Origin of the sequence: Halobaculum sp. CBA1158 (assembly GCF_021431925.1) — an archaeon.
Taxonomy (GTDB): domain Archaea; phylum Halobacteriota; class Halobacteria; order Halobacteriales; family Haloferacaceae; genus Halobaculum.
The window spans coordinates 1,177,145-1,196,082 of sequence record NZ_CP090371.1; the positions used below are offsets into that span (position 1 = coordinate 1,177,145).

Here is an 18,938-nt window from a genome sequence, read left to right on the forward strand (position 1 = left end):
GCGCAGGGGGTCCGTTACGACTGTCGGAGACGGACGACCACGGAGCCGCGGGCGCTACGAGCGGTCGGTGTCGCCCCGGCTGAACTGTCCGGAGAAGCCGCGCTGGACGACCTCCGAGAGCGCCGGGTGGACGTGGACGGACTCGCGGATGTCGCGGACGGTTCCGGACCCGGATCGCATCGCGACGACGACCTCCTGGATCAGGTTCGACGCCTCCGGGCCGACGATGTGACAGCCGAGGATCTCCCCCTCGAGCGAGATGATGGCCTTGAGGAAGCCGTCGGCCTTCATCGCGCTCCCGCGGGCGGTCTGGTCGTACCGGTACGTGCGGGTGGCGTACTCGCGGTCGGTCCCCCGCAGGTCGTCCTCGGTCGCGCCCACGCCCGCGACCTCGGGCGACGCGAACACGGCGAACGGCATCGCCGTGTAGTCGACCGGTTCGAGGTCGTCGCCGAGGAGGTTCCTTGCGACGGCCTGTGCCTCGTGGTTCGCGCTGTGCTTCAGGAGGTACTCGCCGACGATGTCGCCCAGCGCCCACACCCCCTCGGCGTCGGTTCGGAGGTACTCGTCGGTCTCGACGAACCCCGCGTCGTCGGTCTCGACGGCCGTCGCATCGAGGTTCAGCGTGTCCGTGTTGGGCGTCCGTCCGGCGGCGACGAGGAGTTCGTCGCCGGTCACCGACACCGCCTCCCCGTCGTCGACTTCGCCGGCGTCCTCCCCGTACTCGTACGGCCTCGCCTCGACCGTCACCTCGCCGTCGGACTCCGAGACCGCCGTCGCGGCGTGTCCCGTGTGGACGGTTATCCGGTCGGCGTAGCGCTCGGTGAACGCCTCCGCGACCTCGGGGTCCGCGTCGGGGAGGAGCGTCGGCCGACGGCCGACGATCGTCACCTCGCTCCCGAACGTCTCGAAGAAGTGGCCGAGTTCGGCCGCGATGTACCCCCCGCCGACGACGACGAGGTGCTCCGGCGGCGTCTCCAGTCGCAGCGCCTCCGTGCTGGTCAGGTATTCCACGTCGTCGATCCCGTCGATCGGCGGGACCGACGGTCGAGTCCCCGCCGCGATGAGGACCGTGTCCGCTGAGACCCGCGTGCCGTCGTCGTCGCCGCCGACGATCTCGACGGTGCGGTCGTCGACGAACCGACCCTCGCCCTCGTAGAGGTCGTGTCTCGGCGACGACCGGAGTCCGTCCCGGATCGATTCCGAGTCCCCTTCGACCTCCGCGGTGACCTCCTCGACGATCGCCGAGAAGTCCGCGTCGTCGACGGTCGCGTCGATGTGGAACTCGCCGGCGCGCTCGATCGTCTCGAGTATCTCCGCGTGGTACAGCAGCATCTTCGACGGGATACAGCCGCGGTTGAGGCAGGTCCCGCCGAGGGGACCCTTCTCGACCACCGCGACCGACTGGCCCTGGTTCGCGGCGGCGTTCGCGACGTCGAGTCCGGATCCCGACCCGATGACGAGGAAGTCGACTTCGTCCATACCTCCGCAGTCGGCGAGCGGGTACAACAATCACCGGTCGGTGTGTCCGGCGGTCGCCAGGCCGATCCGGTCCGGCGGCTCGGGGCCGCCGACGGACCTCGGAGGGTCGGTCGATCCCGCACACACCCGCGGGGCGTTTATTATCGCCGTCGGAGAGGATCCGCCCGTGTCAACGTTCGTCATCGTCGGAGGCGACGCCGCCGGGATGTCCGCCGCGAGTAAGGCCAAACGTGACGACCCGGACCTCGACGTGGTCGTCTTCGAGCGGGGTGAGTGGGTCTCCTACGGCGCGTGCGGGCTTCCGTACTACGTCAAAGGCGAGATACAGTCGCTGCAGGACCTCGTGTCGGTGACGCCCGAGGAGTTCCGCGAGGAACGCGACATCGACCTCCGGACGGGTCACGACGTCGTCGGCATCGACCCCGACGACCGGACGGTCACCGCGCGCCACGAGGGGGGAACGCTCACGCAGTCGTACGACAGCCTCCTCGTCGCGACGGGGGCGCGGGCGGTCGAACCGCCGATCGACGGGATCGACCGCGAGGGCGTCTACACCCTGGGATCGATGGCTGACGGCAAGGAGCTCCGAGAGTACGTCGCACGGGCGCGCTCGGAGGGCGACCTCCAGCAGCCCGACAGCGGCCCCGCCTGCCAGTTCCTCGAGACGTGTCGCGGGCCGGTCGGGATCGTCGGCGGCGGCTACATCGGCGTCGAGATGGCCGAGGCCCTCGCCGCCAACGACTTCGAGGTCCACCTCTTCCAGCGGGGCGACCGGATCTTGAAGCAGTTCAGCGAGGCCACGAGCGAGGCGGTTCGCGAGCACCTCGCCAAGCAGGACGTGGCCGTTTACCTCGGCGCGGCGGTCAACGAACTCGCCGGCGGCGACGCCGTCGAGGCGGTTCTCACCGACGAGGAGCGCGTGCCCGTCGAGATGGTCCTCGTCGGGACGGGCGTCCGTCCGCGGACGGAACTGGCCGAGGACGCGGGGATCGAACTCGGCGAGACGGGCGCGATAGCGACCGACGCCTACCGGGAGACGAACGTCTCCGACGTGTACGCCGCCGGCGACTGCGCGGAGGCCGAACACGTCGTCACCGGCGAGCCGGTGTACGTCCCCCTCGCGCTGACGGCGAACCGGCACGGGCGGGCGATCGGGCAGACGGTCGCCGGAACGCCGACCGAGGGCGGCGGCGTCGCCGGAACGGCCGCGGTCAAGGCCTTCGAGTTGGAGGCCGCCCGGACCGGCGTCCTCGACCACGAGGAGGCGCGCGCTGCGGGGTTCGATCCGATGACCGAGACCATCTCCGCGAAGTCGCGGGCGGGCTACTACCCCGAGGGCGGAACGGTCAACGTGACGCTGACGGTCGATCGGCCGTCGGGTCGAATGCTCGGGGGCAGCCTCGTCTCGGAGTACGGTGAGGGAGCGGTCCACCGAAGCCACGCGCTCGTCGGCGCTGTGACCGAGGGGGTCGCCGTCGGCGACCTCGCGAACTACGACCTCGCGTACGCGCCGCCGTTCAACACGACGTGGGACCCCGTGCTCACGGCCGCGAAGGTGGTCGAGGGAAAGCGCTGACGCTCTCGATCGCCTCTCGAACGAACGGGCGACCCGTCTCCGTGGTGTTCGGACGCGACAGGGATGTCCCGAGCCGAGCGACCTCCGTCGTCGCCTCCCGATCAGTCGCTCACGCGCCGGACCTGCACCGAAATGCCCGCGGCGGCCGCCAGCAACACGGCGAGGTTGAACGCCGCGTGAAACAGCGAGCGGTACTCGGCGACGACCCACTCGTTGATCGTCCGCGACACCGCGCCGTAGAACTGGATCCCCGCGACGAGCGCGAGGATCACGAGCGCCGCGAGCGCCAGGTAGTTGACGTAGCGAGCGAAGTCGCGACCCGTCGAGCCGTCGGCGGCGTCGCTTGCGGCGTCGCCGTCGGTCGTGCCGCCGTCGCCCGCGGGGTCGCCCTCGGCGGACTCACCGCCGCCGACGGGCCCCTCCCCCGCGGTCGCTTCGCTCGCGCTCGATGCCTCGTCGCTCGTGGACACGTCGCCGTGTTCGGTGTCGTCGTGTTCGCTCATGACTGGATCCGCCTCCGTGCCAGCAGGGCCGCGCCGACGACGGCGACGGCCGCGACGACCGGGCCGAAGCCGGGGTTCGCCGTGGAGGTCCGCGTCGCCTCGTCGGCGGGCGGGGGGGTGTCGCGACCGTCGTCGCCGCCCTCGAAGTCGCCGACCTCGAACTCCACGTCGCGGGTGGTCTCGTCGGCGTCGATCGTCTCGGTCGGGTCGAGGTTCGCGACCGACCGCGCGGTGTCGACGAGCCGACCGTCGCGGTAGAGCGCGGCGTCGACGTAGTAGTTGTACGCCGACGGGACCGTCAGCTCGGTCGTCGCGTCCGCGGTCTCGCCGGCACCGATACCCGTCACCGTGGTCGACTCCCGGTCGGCGACGAGGTTCGAGTCGGCCTGTCTGAGGACGACCTCGACGCGGAGGTCGCCGCTCTCGACCGTTCCGTCGTTCGTCAGCGAGGCCGCGACCGCCAGCGTCGTCCGGTTGGCCGCCTCGTCGACGTCCGCGACCGACACCGACAGCGCCGGCACCGCCTCGCTGCGGGTGAACGTCACGTCCCGGCCCAGCGCGTCGAGCCCCGAGACGGAGCGACGGTCGCCGTCGACCGCGCGGCCGTCGCGAAACAGCGTCGTCTCGATGGTGTATCCGCCCTCTCGTGGCACCCGGAGTGTCGCGTTGACGGGGACGCTCCGGTCGCCCGTGAGTTCCTCCAACTCGACCGTCCGCTCGGTCGCGAGCAGGCCGGACTCCGCGTCGTACGCGCGGACCCGGACGGAGACGTTGTCGGTCGGGTTGCCGCCGTGGCCGATCCTGGTCGTGAGCCGGAGCTCCGCCGTGCCGCCGTCGACCTCGCCGGCCGCGATCGCCGGCGGTTCGGCGATCGTGACGGGACCGGGGCGGACCGGGTCGTCCGTCGACGGGTCCGCGAGGACGCCGGGGACGACCGCCACCCCGAGGAGGGCGACGAGCAGGACGGCGACCGCACCGGCGGTCAGCCGTCGTTCTCGTGACATGCTCTCGCAACTGCACAGGGACTCGGTATACGCTTTGTGCCCGCTCGGGGAGCGGTGTTCAGATACGGATCGAAACGCGAGGCGGTGCAGTTTTAAGATGATCTGTACCCGAAAACGACCGTCTAAGCGGCTGGTTAGAAGAGACTCCTTCCCGCAGATCTCCGCGACGCACGATTCGAACGACGAAGAGCTGGGACTCTCGGCCTACCCCGCGACATCGACGATGCACATTCCACGACTCGCATCCGACCTCGACTGTCCGGAGCGGATCCAACGTCGAGCGCGAACTCTTGCCGAAGCGGACGGGGAGACCGGCGTGACGACCGGCGTCCATCCCGCCGGCTTCGCTGCCGTCTGTCTCTGCGAGGCCGGACCGGAGGTGGATCGGCGGGTGACATAGTGGGGGCCGCTGCCGTGGCGAGCGTTACGCTATCGAGTATCCGGGCGCATCACGAGACGGCAGCGGAACTGGTAGCCTGACACCACACCGGCACGACAACTGGCATCAGATAATTTTCTCAGAAAACTATTAGTTCCTCATCCGTGTAGCACACAGTATGACCGAGACGGGGGAGGACATCAACGATCAGGTCAAGGCGGACTGGAAAGCCGATACTACGCCGTTCGAGCGTGTGTACGAAATCGTCGAACAGACACACGACGGGCAGTCGGCCGCTGCAATCGCCGACCGCGCCCTCGTGAGCGAGCCGACGGCGCGTCGCTACTGCAAGACCCTCGTGAACACCGGCTTCGCCGAGACGGAACAAGACGGCCAAACGACGCTGTACAAGCGCAACAGCGACCGAGTGTTGATGTCCCGGATCCGCGAGCTGCGTGCGGAAGTCGATCGGGCGGAGTTGCTCGACAGCATCCAGGACATGAAGGCCGACATCCGGCGTTACGAGGACTGCTACGACGTGGTGTCACCGGAGGAACTCGCCCAGCAACTCGACGCCGACGAGACGGACGGCTGGGACGATCTCACCGCGTGGCGGACAACGCGGCAGAATCTCGCGGTTGCCCAGGCCGCGCTCGCCTACGACGAGGCCAGCCACCAGCTCGCGGTATGAGCGACGACGACCGGGCCGGCGAGTTCGGGCCGATCTATCTGCCGGCACTCCAGCGGATTCGTGATCTGTGGCTCGAACTCGAGCCCCTCGTCGACGCAACGGGGTACGACGACGTCGTCGCCCCCACGGAACTGCAGATCAGTCTCACCGACGGACTCGGCGACGCCGAGAGCGCTCGGCTCGATATCCAATGGAGCGAACTAGGGATGTATTCGTTTCACTACGCCGATAGCGACGACGTCAATTGGCGATTCGATCGCCATCCGAACACACACTCGCCCGAGATCCATTTCCACCCGCCGCCCGAGGCCACGACGACGGACGCCGAGCCGTCCTGTATCGACGTGACCGAGGTCTCGCTTGTGACGCGTGCAGTTCATACAATGTGGCGGGCAGCGTACGAGACTGCTGCAGTCGATCGGCTGAATACTGCGTCAAACCCACCGTGAGGATGCCGACCGACCGCGACCACCCCTCCCAAGGTGCTGCGTGTACTCGCCGACTGTTTCACTATTCTCTACGAATCCCCTTCTCGCCAGCCAGTTACCGTACGTCCGAACTGGATGCCCGGGAAAGCAGGAAGACGGCTATTCCACCCAATACCAGATCGAGGGCGGCCAGGATAGCCACACCGGGAACCACACCGTCGAGGGGGGCCGCCGACCAGGATACTTCGATGACCGTCATCACGTCCCGGTCGACCATCAGCGAGCGCGCCGCATCGACGCCGTACGTGACGGGGTTGACCCGAGCGAACATTTGAATCCACCTGGGGAGTGCCGCAAGCGGGAGAAATGCACTCGACAGGAACAGTAGTGGGAACTGCAGCAGGTTCGCACCGATGATCGTCGATTCCTGATCCCGCGTGAGAATTGCCAGCTCGTTCGCTGTCGCATGGAATCAGCTCATCTGGACACTACGGCCCGGGGAGCGGGGAGCACCCTCTGGGGGCGGATATGCCGGGAGAGTTACCACTCAGGGGGTTCTCATGGGGGTCATGCTGTACGTCCTGGCGACGAACTCGGCCGAACGGAGCGAGGTGCTGTGCGACTACCTGGAGCCCCGACTCGACGCGTCCGACGCGGTGCACGCGGTCAACTCCCACCGCGGCGGCGACCGAACCACGCAGGGGGAACTCGACCGCGGCGAGGAGGCGCTCGCGGTCGTCGAGACGCGGCTCTCGCGGGTCACCGACGTGGAGACGCACCAACTCGTCCGCGGTAACTCCCCCGCGGAGGACGTGATCGGCTTCGTCGAGCGTCACGACGCCGACGAGATCGTCATGGGCGTTCGCAAGCGCTCGACCACGGGCAAGGTGCTGTTCGGCAGCGTCGCGCAGGACATCTTCATGCAGTCGCCGGTGCCGATGCGGGTCGTCCCCGTCGACGACCGCCGGTAGTCACGCCGGGCCGGGACGCGGGAGGCGACGCGGTCCCGCGCCCCCGCAGGGGTGTGACTCGGTCCCACGCCGCCGGACCATTGAATACCGTCGTGTGAACAGGATGAACTATGCCTGGCCCCGTGTTCCGCAGCGGCGAGGCGGTCGAGTTGCGAACGGTCGAGGACGAGGACGCCGGCTTCCTGGCCGAGTTGGTTAACGACCCGCAGGTCCGCGCGGGGACCGCGATGGCGACCCCGGTTAGCGAGGCGGACGAACGCGAGTGGATCGACGCCGTCGGCGACGACGGCGGGGTGCACCTGCTCGCGTGCGTCGACGGCGACCCGGTCGGGATCGTCGGCCTGAACGCGCCGAACGAGACGTGGGGGGTGGCGGAGCTCGGCTATCAGTTCGCGCCCGACGCCTGGGGGAACGGCTACGCGACCGACGCCGCCAGCGAGCTGTGTGCCCACGCGTTCGCGGAGCGACGCCTCCACAAGGTGTCCGCGAAGGTGTACGAGACGAACCCCGCCTCCGCCCGGGTGCTCGAGAAGGTCGGGTTCGTCGAGGAGGGACGCCACCGCCGGGAGGCGTTCGTCGACGGCGAGCACGTCGACGTCAGGCGGTTCGGCCTGCTCGCCGACGAGTGGTCCGGCGGCGCATCGGACGACTGACGCGGTCGCCGCCGGCTACTCGAGCAGCTCTTCGGCCAGCAGCGGCACGAACGTCCCCACGTCGGTCACCATCCCGACCGCTTGGGCGGAGCCGCGGTCGAGCAGTTGGGTGACGGTGGCGGGGTTGATGTCGACGCAGACTGTGCGCGTCGTCGACGGGAGGCAGTTGCCCACCGCCACCGAGTGCAGCAGCGACGAGAGCATGAGAACCAGGTCCGCCTCCCTGGCCTGCTCGCGGATGGCGTGTTGCGCCTCCACGGCGTCGGTGATGGTGTCCGGAAGCGGACCGTCGTCGCGGATGGACCCCGCGAGCACGAAGTCGCGGTCGTTGCTGACGCACTCGTACATGACGCCCTCGGTGACCAGTCCCTCCTCGACGGCCGCCTCGATGCCGCCGGCGCGGATCACCTCGCTGATGGTGTAGATGTGGTGTTTGTGTCCCTTTCGGGGGTGCTCCATCGTCTCCACGTCCATCCCGAGGCTCGTGCCGTACCGCGACCGTTCCATGTCGTGGACGGCGAAGCCGTTGCCCGCGGAGATGGCGTCGACATACCCCTCGCGGACGAGCCGCGCGAGCCCCGGGCCGCCGCCGGCGTGGATCACCGCCGGCCCGGCGACGCACAGCACGCGCCCGCCCTGCGCTTTCGTCTCGGCGATCGCCTCGGCGATGTCGCGGATGAGCGACTTCGAGGGGCGCTCGGCGGAGACCCCGCCCTGCATGAATCCGAACGGCCCCGAGGAGTCGCGGGGTCGCTCCGGGGGTTTCACCCGGATTCCGGCGTCGCCGGTGACGACGAGGTCGCCCGCCTCGATGCCGTTGAGCACCTTCGTTTCGGCGCGCACGTCCGGCTCGCCGTCGACGACGACCGTGCCGTCCTCGCCGCGCTCGACCCCCTCGACGACGACGGCGCAGTCCATCTCGATGTCCTCGACGCCGATCCACTCGCCGTCGATCCGCACGTCAGTCGGGTGGTTCGTCGTCGAGTAGAAGCCGTGGGGGACGACGTTGTCCGCGGGCGCGGGCGTCAGTTCTGCGTCCGCCGGCGACGCGAGCGTCGCGCCCGACTGGTGGAGTTCGTGGAGGATGGGGTACAGCGTGTCCTCGTCGGGAGCGATGACCCGCATCCGGCAGTACGACTCGGCGGTCTTGGTCGTCCCGACCTCGAACTCCTCGATGTCGAACTCGCCGCCGAGGTCCATCACGACTGTGAACGCGCGCTCCATCAGGCCGGAGTCGATGATGTGGCCCTCCAGCTCGACCACGTCGCTGACGGTCATACCTCCCCTCTACCCCCCGGCGGTGAAAAGCTACTCGTGCGTGCGGTATCGGCCGCGACCGACGCTCGCCCGACTCGACTCTCCGGTCGACCGTTCACCCGATCACGACAGCAGGCCCTTGAGCGCGTTCAGAACGCCCCAGGTGATCTGGGCGACCACGTTCCCCCGCTCGCCCTTGGGCACGATGTCGTCGCTTCTGACCGCGTCGGTAAAGCGATTCGCCGCCTGGTCGCCGCTTTCGGCGGCTGCGATGTGTTCTATCGTCGCGCGGTCGGTCTCCATCCTGAGGGTCGCGTCGTCATGTGGCGACTCGCGGAGGTCGACGATCGCTCCGTCACCGGTGATCCGGAACGAGTAGACGGCGGTCTCACCGGCGTCGCTCACGTAGAGGTTCACGCGTTTGTTCTCGATCTGGCCCGCGAGCGGCCCGAGATCGAGTTCGCCGCTGGCGTCGTTGTACAGGCCGAATCCCTCCTCGAGCTGTGTGAACACCTCGCCGGACCACGACGGGCGGTCCGACTGCGCGGCGACGGGCGCGACCGCGGCGGACGTGACGAGAAGCGTTGCGACTACGAGCGCGAGCGATCTGTTGTACACGAGAGGTAAAGGATGCCAGAGGAGATAACTACGTACTACGGATCAGATGGCGTCCTGATACGATCGGGCGTCGGTATCTCGTTCGGCATCGCCACCCCGTTCGGGGGCGGGCTCCGGTCACGTTCGGTCGAGGGCGGCGTCGAGGAACGCCACCTCGTGGGCGAGCACCTCTCCGAAGCGGTCGTCCCACGGATCGAAGTGGTCCATCGGCAGCGCCACCAGCGACGACTCCGGAAGCTCCCCGTGCAGGCGTTCGGCGGTCGCGTACGGCACCACGTCGTCCTCGGTGCCGGCGACGACGAGACTCGGACACCGCACCGACTCGGCGTCCGTGACCGGGCGATACCGCGGCAGCGCCAGCAGCGTCCGCGCGGGGGTCCCGTTTTGCCACGTCGAGTCACGGGGGATCAGCGCCGCGTAGCCGTCGAGCGCTCCGGGTTCGTTCAGCGCCGCGAACTCCTCGGGGCGGCCGTACACCTTCACCTCGTGTTCTCTGCCGACGAGTCCGGCGAGGCGGTCGCGCACCCCGGCTCCCGTCGCGCGCAGGAGGTATCGCAGCGACTTGCTCCGCAGCAGCGACCGACCGTCGGAAAACGGCGTGCGCGCGACGACGGCGTCCACGTCGTGGCGGTCGGCGGCGACGCGGATCACGTGTCCGCCGGCCAGCGAGACGCCCCACAGCGCGATTCTACCGCCGAGGTCGTCGACGTCGCGGACGCGGTCGACGGCGGCGTTCCAGTCGGCCACCTGGCGGTCGGGGAGGACGACCGGCGTCCCCGCCGACTCGCCGAAGCCGCGGTAGTCGAACGCGAACGCGGCGTAGCCCGCGTTCGCGAGGCGCTCTGCGATCCGGTCGAGTCCGAACGCCGCCTCCGCGGCGAAGCCGTGGCCGAGCACGACGACCGCCGGGTCAGCCGCGTCGCGCGGGCGGTACAGCGTCCCGGCGCAGTCGTCGCCGTCGACCGCGAAGGTGAGCCGTCGCGTCGAGAACGCCTCCCGAGAGGGTCGACCCGTTCGCACTCGCGCCGCCGGCTCTCGGTCGGGCGTCGTGCCGGGGCTCACGCGTCTCCCCCTCCCTCCTCGCCCTCGGCGACGGCGGCGTCCGTTCGCTCGGGGTCGGGGTCGGTATCGACGCTGTCGAGCACGCGTGCGGAGAACTCCTCCTCGGTGATGCGGTAGTTCACGATGTCGTCGAGCCAGTCGGCCTCGATCCGCCAGGTCGCCTGCACGTCCCCGGGGTGTCGCATCGCGGTCGCCTCGACGCGGACGGGGTCGAGGTCGCCCGCCTCGACGAGGTCGATGAACGTGGTGCAGACGCGGCCCAACTCCCCGTGGTCGGGTTCGCTGCCCGGGAGCGTCGTGGTGTAGACGACGGCGACGCGTCCGTCGGCGACGCGTACCTCCTCGACGTCGATGCCGTCGTGTCGCAGTTCCCGCGCGAGCGTCGACTCGTCGGTTGTCATGCCGGCGGCTACACTCGCGGGCGACTTACTGGTTCCGGGGCGGCGTATCGCGGACCCGGTCCGAGAACGGGACGGCTGAGGACGAGGGGATGGGAGTCCATGTCAGAGGCACTATGTTCCCCACGTCCTCAACGCAAATGCGTAGACTCCGCACATCGACTTAATTACTTGGTGAAAAACCGTTCATTTCCTGTCTACCCCCCGATAACAGGTGTAGCGTGGTACACTATTTGTCCGCTCTCTGATCGGAACCCGTATCTGGTTTCGTGTGATCCATCTGGTAGATGACGGACGAGGAGACGTCCCGGCGGACCTTCGAGCTGCTGGCGAACGAGACGCGACTGGGCATCATCTCGGCGCTCGGCGAGGCGAGCGGGGAGGGAGGGTACGCAACGCTCGCGTTCTCGGAGATACAGGAGGCCGTGGGTGTCGAGGACAACGGGCAGTTCAACTACCACCTCAAGCAACTCCTCGACGAGTTCGTCGAGCAGAAGCAGGGCGGGTACGGGCTGACGCTGGCGGGGATCCGGGCGTATCAGGCGCTCATCGCCCAGCAGTTCAACACCGAAACGACCGTCGAGGCGTTCGCGATCGACGGATCGTGTGAGACGTGCGGCGAACGACGGTACGCGTGGTACGACGACGGGCGGGCCCACATCGGGTGCCGCGAGTGCGGCGACCTCCTGTACCGCTACCCCGTCGCGCCGTCGACGTTCGATCCCGCGACCCCGGAGTCGCTGTTGCAGGCGACGAACGATCGCCTCACGCGCGACCGCGTCTCGATGCTGAAGGGGTTGTGCCCCTACTGTGCGGGAGCGGTGACGAACTCGCTTCAGCCCCCCGACGACTACTGGGAGGAGACGAACATGCTCCCCGACGAGGTGCTCGTTCACTCCGTGTGTGACCGCTGTGCGTGGTTCCTCTACAGTACGGTGGGGGGAATGATCGAGTACCTCCCGGTGGTGAGCGGTTTCCTCGCCGACCGCGGCTTCGACCCGTGGAAGCGTCCCCTCTGGGAGATGGGCGTCTCCTGGGAGCTCGAGGCGTACGATCTCGACGCTCCGACGGTCTGGGGTCGCTTCGAGATCGCCGGCGACCGACTGACGGTTACGGTCGACGGGGAACTTGACGTGATCGAGGCGGTCGAGCGGGCCGACGACGCGTCCGAGTGACGGCGCTTACTGGGGGATCGTCCGGGCGTCGATCCCCAACCGCTCGAACACGAACCCCCACCGCTCGCTGTTCTCGCGCACCCGCATCGACGTGGGCTTGCCGACGCCGTGGCCGGCGTCGTCCTCGACGCGGAGGATCACCGGCTCGTCTCCGGCCTGGAGGTCCTGCACGAGCGCGGTCATCTTCCGGGCGTGGCTCGGATGGACGCGCGTGTCGCCCAGGGCCGTCGTGAACATCGTCGCCGGGTAGTCGGCCTCGGGGGCGTTGTGGTACGGCGAGTACTCCCGCAGGTACGCGAACGCCTCGGGGTCGTCGGGGTGGCCGTACTCGCTGGTCCAGGACGCCCCGAGCAGGAAGCGGTGAAATCGGAGCATGTCGAGCAGCGGCACGTGACACAGCGCGACCCGGAAGCGCTCGGGCCGCCGGGTGATCAGCGCGCCGACGAGCAGCCCGCCGTTGGAGCCGCCGGTGACGCCGATGCGGTCGGGGTCGGCCCAGCCCGTCTCGGCGAGGCCGTCGGCGACCGCGAGCGCGTCGTCGAACACGCGCTGTTTGTTCCCCCGGCGTCCGGCCTCGTGCCACGGCTCGCCGTACTCGGTGCCGCCCCGCAGCGTCGCGAGCACGAACACGCCGCCGGCGGCGAGAAACGGCAGGCGGAAGCGGTCGAACGTCGGCGTGCGGTTCACCCGGAAGCCGCCGTACCCCGTGAGCAACGCGGGGTTGTCGCCGTCGGCGTCGACGCCCTCGCGGCGGACGACGAACGCGGGGACCTCTGTGCCGTCGGCCGACTCGAACCGCTCCTGGCTCACCTCTATCTCGAACTCCGGTTCAGTCGACTGCGCACACTGCGTCTCGGTCGCTCCGTCCGCGAGGTCGACCCGGCGCACGGAGGGCGGCTCCGCGAACGACTGCACAGTCGCGAACGCCTCGGGGGCGTCGCTCGCGCCGTGGACCCCCGCGACCGTCGGGAACGCCGGAAGCTCGACCGACCGCTCGCGGGTCCCGTCGGCGTCGAACACGACGAGCTCGGAGCTGGCGTCGCGGTGGTAGTGCGCGAGGAGGCGGTCGCCGGCTGGCTCGACGCCCCGGAGGACGGCCTCGCCCTCGGGGATCACCTCGGTGAGGTCCCCGACGTCGACCGCGTCCGCGGACGCGTCCACACCATCGCCCCCGTCCCCGCTCCCGTCCGCGTCTCCGGGCCCGTCGCCGAGGGCGTCCGCCAGGTCGACGGAGAGCACGCGCGAGAAGTCGGCCCCGTGGTCGGTCGCGAGCAGGAGTCGGTCGCGGTCGCCGTCGACCGTCGGCTCGAAGACGGCATCGCGGCCGGTGAGCACCGGCGAGAGCGTCGCCGTCGCGGGATCGCCGCGGTAGCCGTAGAGGTCGGTGCGGTCCCAGCCCTCGGTGTAGCCGGCGACGAGCGCGTCGCCCTCGGCGACGAGCGTCGGCCACGTCGTCTCCCCGATGTCGTCGGCGACCACGTGGTCCCGTGCGGGCGCACTCCCCGACCCGAACTCGTGAAAGCGGATCGCCTTGTCGAGTTGGCCGTCGGCGGGGTCGTCGTCGCTGTCTCCGTCGGCGGTCTCGTCGCCCCGCTTGTCGGCCGCATCGTCACCGTCGCCTCCGCCGGCCGCACCGGTGGTCACGTAGTAGAAGCCGCGGGGGTCGGGCGCATCGCCGCCGGCGTCGCCGGCGACCCAGGCGAACCCGGCCGCCTGCGTCCGGCCGGCGTCGGCGACCGTCTCGACGACCGCCCCGGTCGCGACCTCCACGACCCGCACGTCGTACTGCTCGTCGCCGCCCTCGGCGACGCCGTACGCGAGGTACTCGCCCTCGGGACCGGGAACGAACCAATCGACCGAAACCGTGCCGTCGTCGTCCCGGTCGTTGGGGTCGGCGAGCACGGTCCCGTCGTCGGTGCCGACGGCCGCGGCGTCGTCGTAGGCGTACACGACCGGCTGTTCGTCCTCGGGGGCGGCGACCGCCTGGAACAGTCGGTCGCCGGCGGGCGTGACCGGGCCGTACTCCCCGACGCGACCCAGGTCCTCGAAGCGCTCGGCGAGCGCCTCGCGGTGGGGGGTGTCGAGCACCGCCTCGGCGTAGTCGTTCTGCGCGTCCGTCCACTCGCGGACCGCCTCGTCGTCGCCGTCCTCCAGCCAGCGATACGGATCGACGATCGACTCGCCGTGGAGTTCGTCGGTGACGGGGCGTCGGGGCGTCGCCGGCGGCGAGGCGTCGCCCGCGGTGTCGCTGTCGGTCATCGATCCGAACTCCGGGTCGCGTCGGAAGTAGCTGCGGGTCGCCGGCCGCGTTGCCGGGAGTCGCCCGCGAGACCGGCGTCGGCGTCGACCGAGTCCGGCCCCACGGTCGGGAGTCGCCCCGGCGGGGTCGACGCGACTCAGCCGAACAGTCGGTCGAGCAGCCCGCGGTCGCTCGGCCGCTCGGCCAGCAGCACCGAGCAGTCCACCTCGTTGACCACGTCGAGCGCGAGCGTCCCGCTCACGAGCCGCGAGAGCATCCCGCGCTCGGTCGCTCCGATGACCACGAGCGAGGCGTCCCGCGAGTGTCTCTCGATGGCCGCCTCCACGTCGCCGGACTCGACGATCTGCTCTGCGTCGCCGAGGCCGTGTCCGTCGGCCCATCCCGACAGGAACGTCTCGCCGGCGTCGGCGTCGTCGGCGACGTGAAGCAGCCGGATCTCCGAGCCGAACGCGTCCCGGAGGTAGCCCGCCACCTCCGCCGAGAGGTCCGAGTCGGGGCCGCCCGCAGTCGGGACGAGCACGCGCTCGGGGTCGAGCCCGCCGCGGTCGTTGAGCACGAGGAAGTCACACGGGAGGTTCTGGGTGAGCTCGTCGATGCGGCCCTCGATGCGGGCCGAGGAGCCGTGGCCCTCCGGGCTCCAGCCCATCACCACGAGGTCGGCCTCGTGGGTTCTGGCGGCGTCGAACACCTCCTCGAACGACCGGTGAGAGACGATCGTACTGGTCTCGACGGGGACGCCCAACTCCTCGGCGTCGAGGCGGGCGCGGTCGAGCAGCTCGTCGGAGGTGTCGTCGAACTCGGGCACGTGCTCCGCGGCGTACTCGAGGGAGGTCTGGTCGGGCACGGAGACGATGTGGACGGCGTCGACCGTGCCGCCGCGCTGGCGGGCGATGTTCGCCGCCAGCCTGATCAGTTCGGACTCGGTGGCCGGGTTCGCCAGCGGCACCATCACCGTGAAGTCGCCGCCGTCCGGCGCGACCGCGTCGGCGGCGTCGACGACCTCGTCGGGCATCGCGTCCGAGCGCGACCGAACGTACGTCGAGAGCGCGCCCTCGCTCGTCGTCCGCGAGCGGGCGTACCCGAAGTACCACAGAATCGCGAAGCCGACGAAGCCGCCGCCGACGGCGACGACTCGCCAGTCGATGAACACGATGAGCGCGACCGAGACGATCGCTCCGAGCACCGGCACGACCGGGTACAGCGGCACCGTGTAGTCGGGGTCGTAGTCCGCGACGTCGGCCTCCCGCATCACGATCAGCGCGACGTTGAGCAGCGCGTAGATGACCAGGTGCAACACCGAGCTGAGCGTCGACAGGGTGTTCACGTCCGCGACGACGATGAACAGGAGGATGAGCGCGCCCGTGATCGCGATGGCGCGATACGGCGTCCCGAACCGCGGGTGCACCTCGTTTATCTCCGGGGAGACGATCCGGTCGCGTCCCATCGCGAAGTTGATCCGCGAGGACGCGAGGATGGAGGCGTTGGCCGACGACGCCGTCGCCAACAGCCCGCCGACCAGCATCGCCACGGCCCCGGCGGGGCCCAGAACCACCCGGGCGACCTCGACGACGGCGATCTGGTCTTCCGGGAGTCCTGCAATGAACCCCTGCTCGACGGCGGCGCTCATCACGATCAACACCAGCGCGTAGATGACCGTCACGATGACGACCGACCCGATGACCGCCCGCGGGAGGTTCTTGCCCGGCTCTTTGATCTCCTCTGCGACCGAGGTGATCTGGACGAACCCGAGATACGAGACGAAGATCAGCCCCGTCGTCGTGACCATCGGCCCGAACCCGGTCGCTTCCGCGAGGTTCACCGGGTCCGAGCGCAGTCCCCCGACGAACGTGAACACCGCGAGGATCGCCACGAGCACGACGACGATGACGTTCTGGATCTTCCCGGTCTCCTTCGCGCCGACGTAGTTGATGAGCACGAACAGCGCCGCGCCCGCCACCGCGACGACTTTCACGCCCACGGGGACGGCCACGCTCGTCAGCGGGATCCCGATCGACCCGCCGGTGATGGTGACGATGTACTCGCCGAACCCGACCATGTAGAACGCCGAGGCGAACGCAAGCCCCATCCAGTTGGCCCACCCGGCGACGGAGCCGAACAGCGGCCCGAGCGCCCGATTCACGTAGAAGTACGCTCCACCGGACTTGGGCATCGCGGTCCCCAACTCCGAGGCCGAAAACGCCGTGAGGATCGCGATCGCGCCGCCGAGCACGAACGAGAGCACGGCGAACGACCCCGCCTCCGAGATGGCGATCCCGGGCAGCACGAAGATCCCCGCGCCGATCATCGTCCCGACGCCGATCGTCAGCGCCGCCAGCGGCCCCAGGTCCTTCGCGAGCTCCTCGTCGTCGCTCATTCGTCCTCGTCCCCGTCGACCGCGCCGCTTTCCCCGTCCTCGTCGCCGGCGTCGTCGCCCCCGCGACGCGGCAGGCTCACCACGGGAACGTCCGCGCCCGTGACCAGTCGCAACGAGATGTCGCCCGTGAGCAGCCGGACGAACCGCCCGCCCTCGCGGGGCGTGAACGCGATCGCCGTCGCGTCGGTCTCGTCGACGACGCCGAGGATCCCATCGACGATATCTGTGTCGTAGGCTATCCGGTGGTCGGCCGTCACGGCGGGCAGCACCTCCGCGAAGGCGTCGAACGCCTCCCGTGCGGCCTCCTCGCGCTGCTCGACGCCCGCCTTGTCGGGCGCGCCGCCGGCCTTCTCGACGACGTACGTCAGGGTCACGTCGCCCAGCTCGGCCTCGTGTGGTGTGAGCGCCCGCGCCGTCTCGATGGCGTCGGCCTCGGAGGCCACGGGGACGACGACCCGCTCGAGCAGGCGCGTCACCGGCGTCCACCTCGGGCGGGGTCGATCCGACGGCCGAGCCGCGTCGAGGCCGCGTCGCTGTCGCGTCGTTCGTTCATATCCCGCCGGTCGGACCGGACGGGATTAAACGCTCCCCCTCGCGGGCGTCGGGCGGCTCGGGCGGATCGCGCCGTCGCGGTCGCGTCAGCGGACCTCCTCAAGCGACACCGTCGCCGACGCGTCGACGGTGAGCCACGTCGTCTCCAGCGACTCGGGCGCGTAGACGGTCACCTCCGTCGGCCGCTCGCCGTCGTCGAGGAGGTATCGGAGCTCGAACTCCGGCAGGTCGGTCAGGCGCTCTCCCTCCAGGGCCGGGCGTTCGTCGCTCGCGGACATACCCGCGTCTGTGCGGGTCGAGGATATGAGTGTGATCGTCCGATTATCAGGTGTGATTAGGTAAAATCGTTCACCGATCTCGGATCACTAATCAGTTCGAACGGCCCGACTCGAGCGACTCTCGGGCGAGCGATGACGGTGTTCATACCAATACATCGGTCTCGACGGCAGCGAGGTCTCCCGTCCGGGTTGGCCGGCGTCGAACGGGAGGAGCACGTCGTTCGGGGAGTCGGCCGATGTCGCATGCAACGAGACGGCTTCCGACCGTGACGTCGTTTTCACCCACGACGTGGCTGGCGTCGCTGTCCCCGGCGACCGGAACACCGGGGAAACCGTGCCGAAGCGGAGCGTCCGTTCCCGCCGTTACGACCCGTCCCCGTTCGGGGTGTCGGTCGCGGTGCTGTTCGATGACCCGCTCTCGCCGTCGTCCCCCTCGCTCCCATCACCGTTCTCGCCGTGCCCGTCTTCTGCACCGTCGCCCTCGTCGCCCTCTTCACCCTCACCCTCGTCGTCCGACTCGTCGACGATGAGCGGGCCGACCGCCGAGAGGACGTCCGACTGGGCCGCCGGCTCGTCGACCGCGTCCGGGTACGGGTCGTCGCCGCCGGCGGCCGTCACGACGGCCGCGTGGCGGGCCTCGACGCTGTGGACGCCCAGCGCCGTCCGCAGGAGGTCCGGGCTCTCGATCGCGGGCGCGGCACCCGCGTACGCGGCGACGCCCGTGTTCTCGAGCGTCGACGCGAGCGACATGAACCCGGCCACGTCCTCGATGCCGAAGTCGTACTCCGCCTCCTCGACGGGCGTCCCGCCGAGCAGCTCGACAACCTGCGTGAGCAGGTCGACGTGGGCCGCCTCGTGGTCGCCGATCGTCTGCAGGTTCTCGTACAGCACCTCCGCGTCCTCCTCGGTGGAGACGATCGTCGCGTCCGACTCGAGGAAATCCGCTGCGTCGAACATCTCGATCCCCGTCCGGTAGAACGCGTTCTCGAGGTGCTCGAGCGTGAGCGCGTAGTTCAACACGTCCACGTCGGTCCCCTCCTCGTCGTCGAACAGCGGGCCCTCTTCCTCCTCGGTGTCCTCGCCGTCTTCCTGTGCAAGCGAGAGGCCGGCACCGCTTCCGAGGGCCAACAGCGCGCCGCCGGCGATCGCCGAGCGACTGAGGAACCGCCGTCGGGACCCTCCGCCGTCGCCACCGTTCTCCGCCGCGTCGATACCCGCAACTCGGTCGTCTATGTCGTAGTCGTTTGCTGTCATCGTAGTGCGTGTCGGACGAACCG

General features: G+C 69.6%; 20 protein-coding genes. 7 read left to right on the forward strand and 13 right to left on the reverse strand.

The window, feature by feature from the left end; all coding sequences use genetic code 11:
• Positions 1–54 precede the first annotated feature (54 nt).
• A complete protein-coding gene (locus tag Hbl1158_RS06245) occupies positions 55–1,482 on the reverse strand; it encodes a dihydrolipoyl dehydrogenase (protein ID WP_234299196.1) in 1,428 nt (475 codons plus the stop codon).
• A 166-nt stretch (positions 1,483–1,648) separates the two neighbouring features.
• On the opposite strand from Hbl1158_RS06245, the gene Hbl1158_RS06250 reads away from it, so the two are divergent.
• Positions 1,649–3,058, forward strand: coding sequence for an FAD-dependent oxidoreductase (locus tag Hbl1158_RS06250; protein WP_255764190.1), 1,410 nt, complete (start codon positions 1,649–1,651; stop codon positions 3,056–3,058).
• A gap of 101 nt (positions 3,059–3,159) precedes the next feature.
• Here Hbl1158_RS06250 and Hbl1158_RS06255 read toward each other — a convergent pair whose 3' ends face one another.
• Together Hbl1158_RS06255 and Hbl1158_RS06260 are read right to left on the reverse strand one after the other, a co-directional pair.
• Entirely contained in the window at positions 3,160–3,561 is a 402-nt protein-coding gene (locus Hbl1158_RS06255; RefSeq protein ID WP_234299197.1) for a hypothetical protein, read from the reverse strand.
• The gene (locus tag Hbl1158_RS06260) at positions 3,558–4,565 is read right to left on the reverse strand and encodes a CARDB domain-containing protein (RefSeq protein WP_234299198.1); all 1,008 of its coding nucleotides are present in this window, start codon (positions 4,563–4,565) and stop codon (positions 3,558–3,560) included. Before Hbl1158_RS06260 ends, Hbl1158_RS06255 begins: the two co-directional genes overlap by 4 nt.
• On the opposite strand from Hbl1158_RS06260, the gene Hbl1158_RS06265 reads away from it, so the two are divergent.
• The 3 genes from Hbl1158_RS06265 to Hbl1158_RS06275 all read left to right on the forward strand — a co-directional run bounded on the left by Hbl1158_RS06265 (position 4,564) and on the right by Hbl1158_RS06275 (position 6,084).
• The gene (locus tag Hbl1158_RS06265) at positions 4,564–4,965 is read left to right on the forward strand and encodes a hypothetical protein (protein ID WP_234299199.1); all 402 of its coding nucleotides are present in this window, start codon (positions 4,564–4,566) and stop codon (positions 4,963–4,965) included. The two genes, Hbl1158_RS06260 and Hbl1158_RS06265, sit on opposite strands and share 2 nt — an antisense overlap.
• A gap of 157 nt (positions 4,966–5,122) precedes the next feature.
• The gene (locus tag Hbl1158_RS06270) at positions 5,123–5,635 is read left to right on the forward strand and encodes a helix-turn-helix domain-containing protein (RefSeq protein WP_234299200.1); all 513 of its coding nucleotides are present in this window, start codon (positions 5,123–5,125) and stop codon (positions 5,633–5,635) included.
• A complete protein-coding gene (locus Hbl1158_RS06275; protein WP_234299201.1) occupies positions 5,632–6,084 on the forward strand; it encodes a hypothetical protein in 453 nt (150 codons plus the stop codon). Before Hbl1158_RS06270 ends, Hbl1158_RS06275 begins: the two co-directional genes overlap by 4 nt.
• A gap of 94 nt (positions 6,085–6,178) precedes the next feature.
• On the opposite strand, the gene Hbl1158_RS06280 is transcribed toward Hbl1158_RS06275, so the two are convergent.
• Complete coding sequence (locus Hbl1158_RS06280; protein WP_321169950.1) at positions 6,179–6,514, reverse strand: ABC transporter permease; 336 nt, start codon at positions 6,512–6,514, stop codon at positions 6,179–6,181.
• 109 nt (positions 6,515–6,623) lie between these two features.
• Between Hbl1158_RS06280 and Hbl1158_RS06290 the strand changes: the two genes are divergently transcribed.
• Together Hbl1158_RS06290 and Hbl1158_RS06295 are read left to right on the forward strand one after the other, a co-directional pair.
• The gene (locus tag Hbl1158_RS06290) at positions 6,624–7,034 is read left to right on the forward strand and encodes a universal stress protein (RefSeq protein ID WP_234299203.1); all 411 of its coding nucleotides are present in this window, start codon (positions 6,624–6,626) and stop codon (positions 7,032–7,034) included.
• Between the two features lie 110 nt (positions 7,035–7,144).
• Positions 7,145–7,687 carry a GNAT family protein gene (locus Hbl1158_RS06295; RefSeq protein WP_234299204.1) on the forward strand — a complete coding sequence of 181 codons (543 nt, stop codon included), beginning with the start codon at positions 7,145–7,147 and terminating at the stop codon, positions 7,685–7,687.
• 15 nt (positions 7,688–7,702) lie between these two features.
• On the opposite strand, the gene Hbl1158_RS06300 is transcribed toward Hbl1158_RS06295, so the two are convergent.
• From Hbl1158_RS06300 to Hbl1158_RS06315, 4 genes are all read right to left on the reverse strand, one after another.
• Complete coding sequence (locus Hbl1158_RS06300; protein WP_234299205.1) at positions 7,703–8,965, reverse strand: TIGR00300 family protein; 1,263 nt, start codon at positions 8,963–8,965, stop codon at positions 7,703–7,705.
• A gap of 102 nt (positions 8,966–9,067) precedes the next feature.
• Complete coding sequence (locus Hbl1158_RS06305) at positions 9,068–9,562, reverse strand: hypothetical protein (protein WP_234299206.1); 495 nt, start codon at positions 9,560–9,562, stop codon at positions 9,068–9,070.
• A 117-nt stretch (positions 9,563–9,679) separates the two neighbouring features.
• Positions 9,680–10,624 carry an alpha/beta fold hydrolase gene (locus Hbl1158_RS06310; RefSeq protein ID WP_234299207.1) on the reverse strand — a complete coding sequence of 315 codons (945 nt, stop codon included), beginning with the start codon at positions 10,622–10,624 and terminating at the stop codon, positions 9,680–9,682.
• Positions 10,621–11,025: a hypothetical protein gene (locus Hbl1158_RS06315; protein ID WP_234299208.1), complete on the reverse strand. Its 405-nt coding sequence runs from the start codon at positions 11,023–11,025 to the stop codon at positions 10,621–10,623. The genes Hbl1158_RS06310 and Hbl1158_RS06315 overlap by 4 nt, the downstream gene beginning before the upstream one ends.
• A 284-nt stretch (positions 11,026–11,309) precedes the next feature.
• Here Hbl1158_RS06315 and Hbl1158_RS06320 point away from each other — a divergent pair, with 284 nt between their 5' ends.
• On the forward strand, positions 11,310–12,197 hold the full coding sequence (locus Hbl1158_RS06320) for a helix-turn-helix domain-containing protein (protein WP_234299209.1): 888 nt from the start codon (positions 11,310–11,312) through the stop codon (positions 12,195–12,197).
• 6 nt (positions 12,198–12,203) lie between these two features.
• Here Hbl1158_RS06320 and Hbl1158_RS06325 read toward each other — a convergent pair whose 3' ends face one another.
• The 5 genes from Hbl1158_RS06325 to Hbl1158_RS06345 form a co-directional block, all read right to left on the reverse strand.
• On the reverse strand, positions 12,204–14,456 hold the full coding sequence (locus Hbl1158_RS06325; RefSeq protein ID WP_234299210.1) for a prolyl oligopeptidase family serine peptidase: 2,253 nt from the start codon (positions 14,454–14,456) through the stop codon (positions 12,204–12,206).
• Between the two features lie 137 nt (positions 14,457–14,593).
• A complete protein-coding gene (locus Hbl1158_RS06330; protein WP_234299211.1) occupies positions 14,594–16,831 on the reverse strand; it encodes an amino acid permease in 2,238 nt (745 codons plus the stop codon).
• Positions 16,828–17,307 (reverse strand): universal stress protein, encoded by a 480-nt coding sequence (locus Hbl1158_RS06335; protein ID WP_234299212.1) that lies wholly within the window; start codon positions 17,305–17,307, stop codon positions 16,828–16,830. Before Hbl1158_RS06335 ends, Hbl1158_RS06330 begins: the two co-directional genes overlap by 4 nt.
• Positions 17,308–17,469: 162 nt before the next feature.
• Complete coding sequence (locus Hbl1158_RS06340) at positions 17,470–17,661, reverse strand: hypothetical protein (RefSeq protein WP_234299213.1); 192 nt, start codon at positions 17,659–17,661, stop codon at positions 17,470–17,472.
• A 363-nt stretch (positions 17,662–18,024) separates the two neighbouring features.
• A complete protein-coding gene (locus tag Hbl1158_RS06345; protein WP_234299214.1) occupies positions 18,025–18,915 on the reverse strand; it encodes a ferritin-like domain-containing protein in 891 nt (296 codons plus the stop codon).
• Positions 18,916–18,938 lie beyond the last annotated feature (23 nt).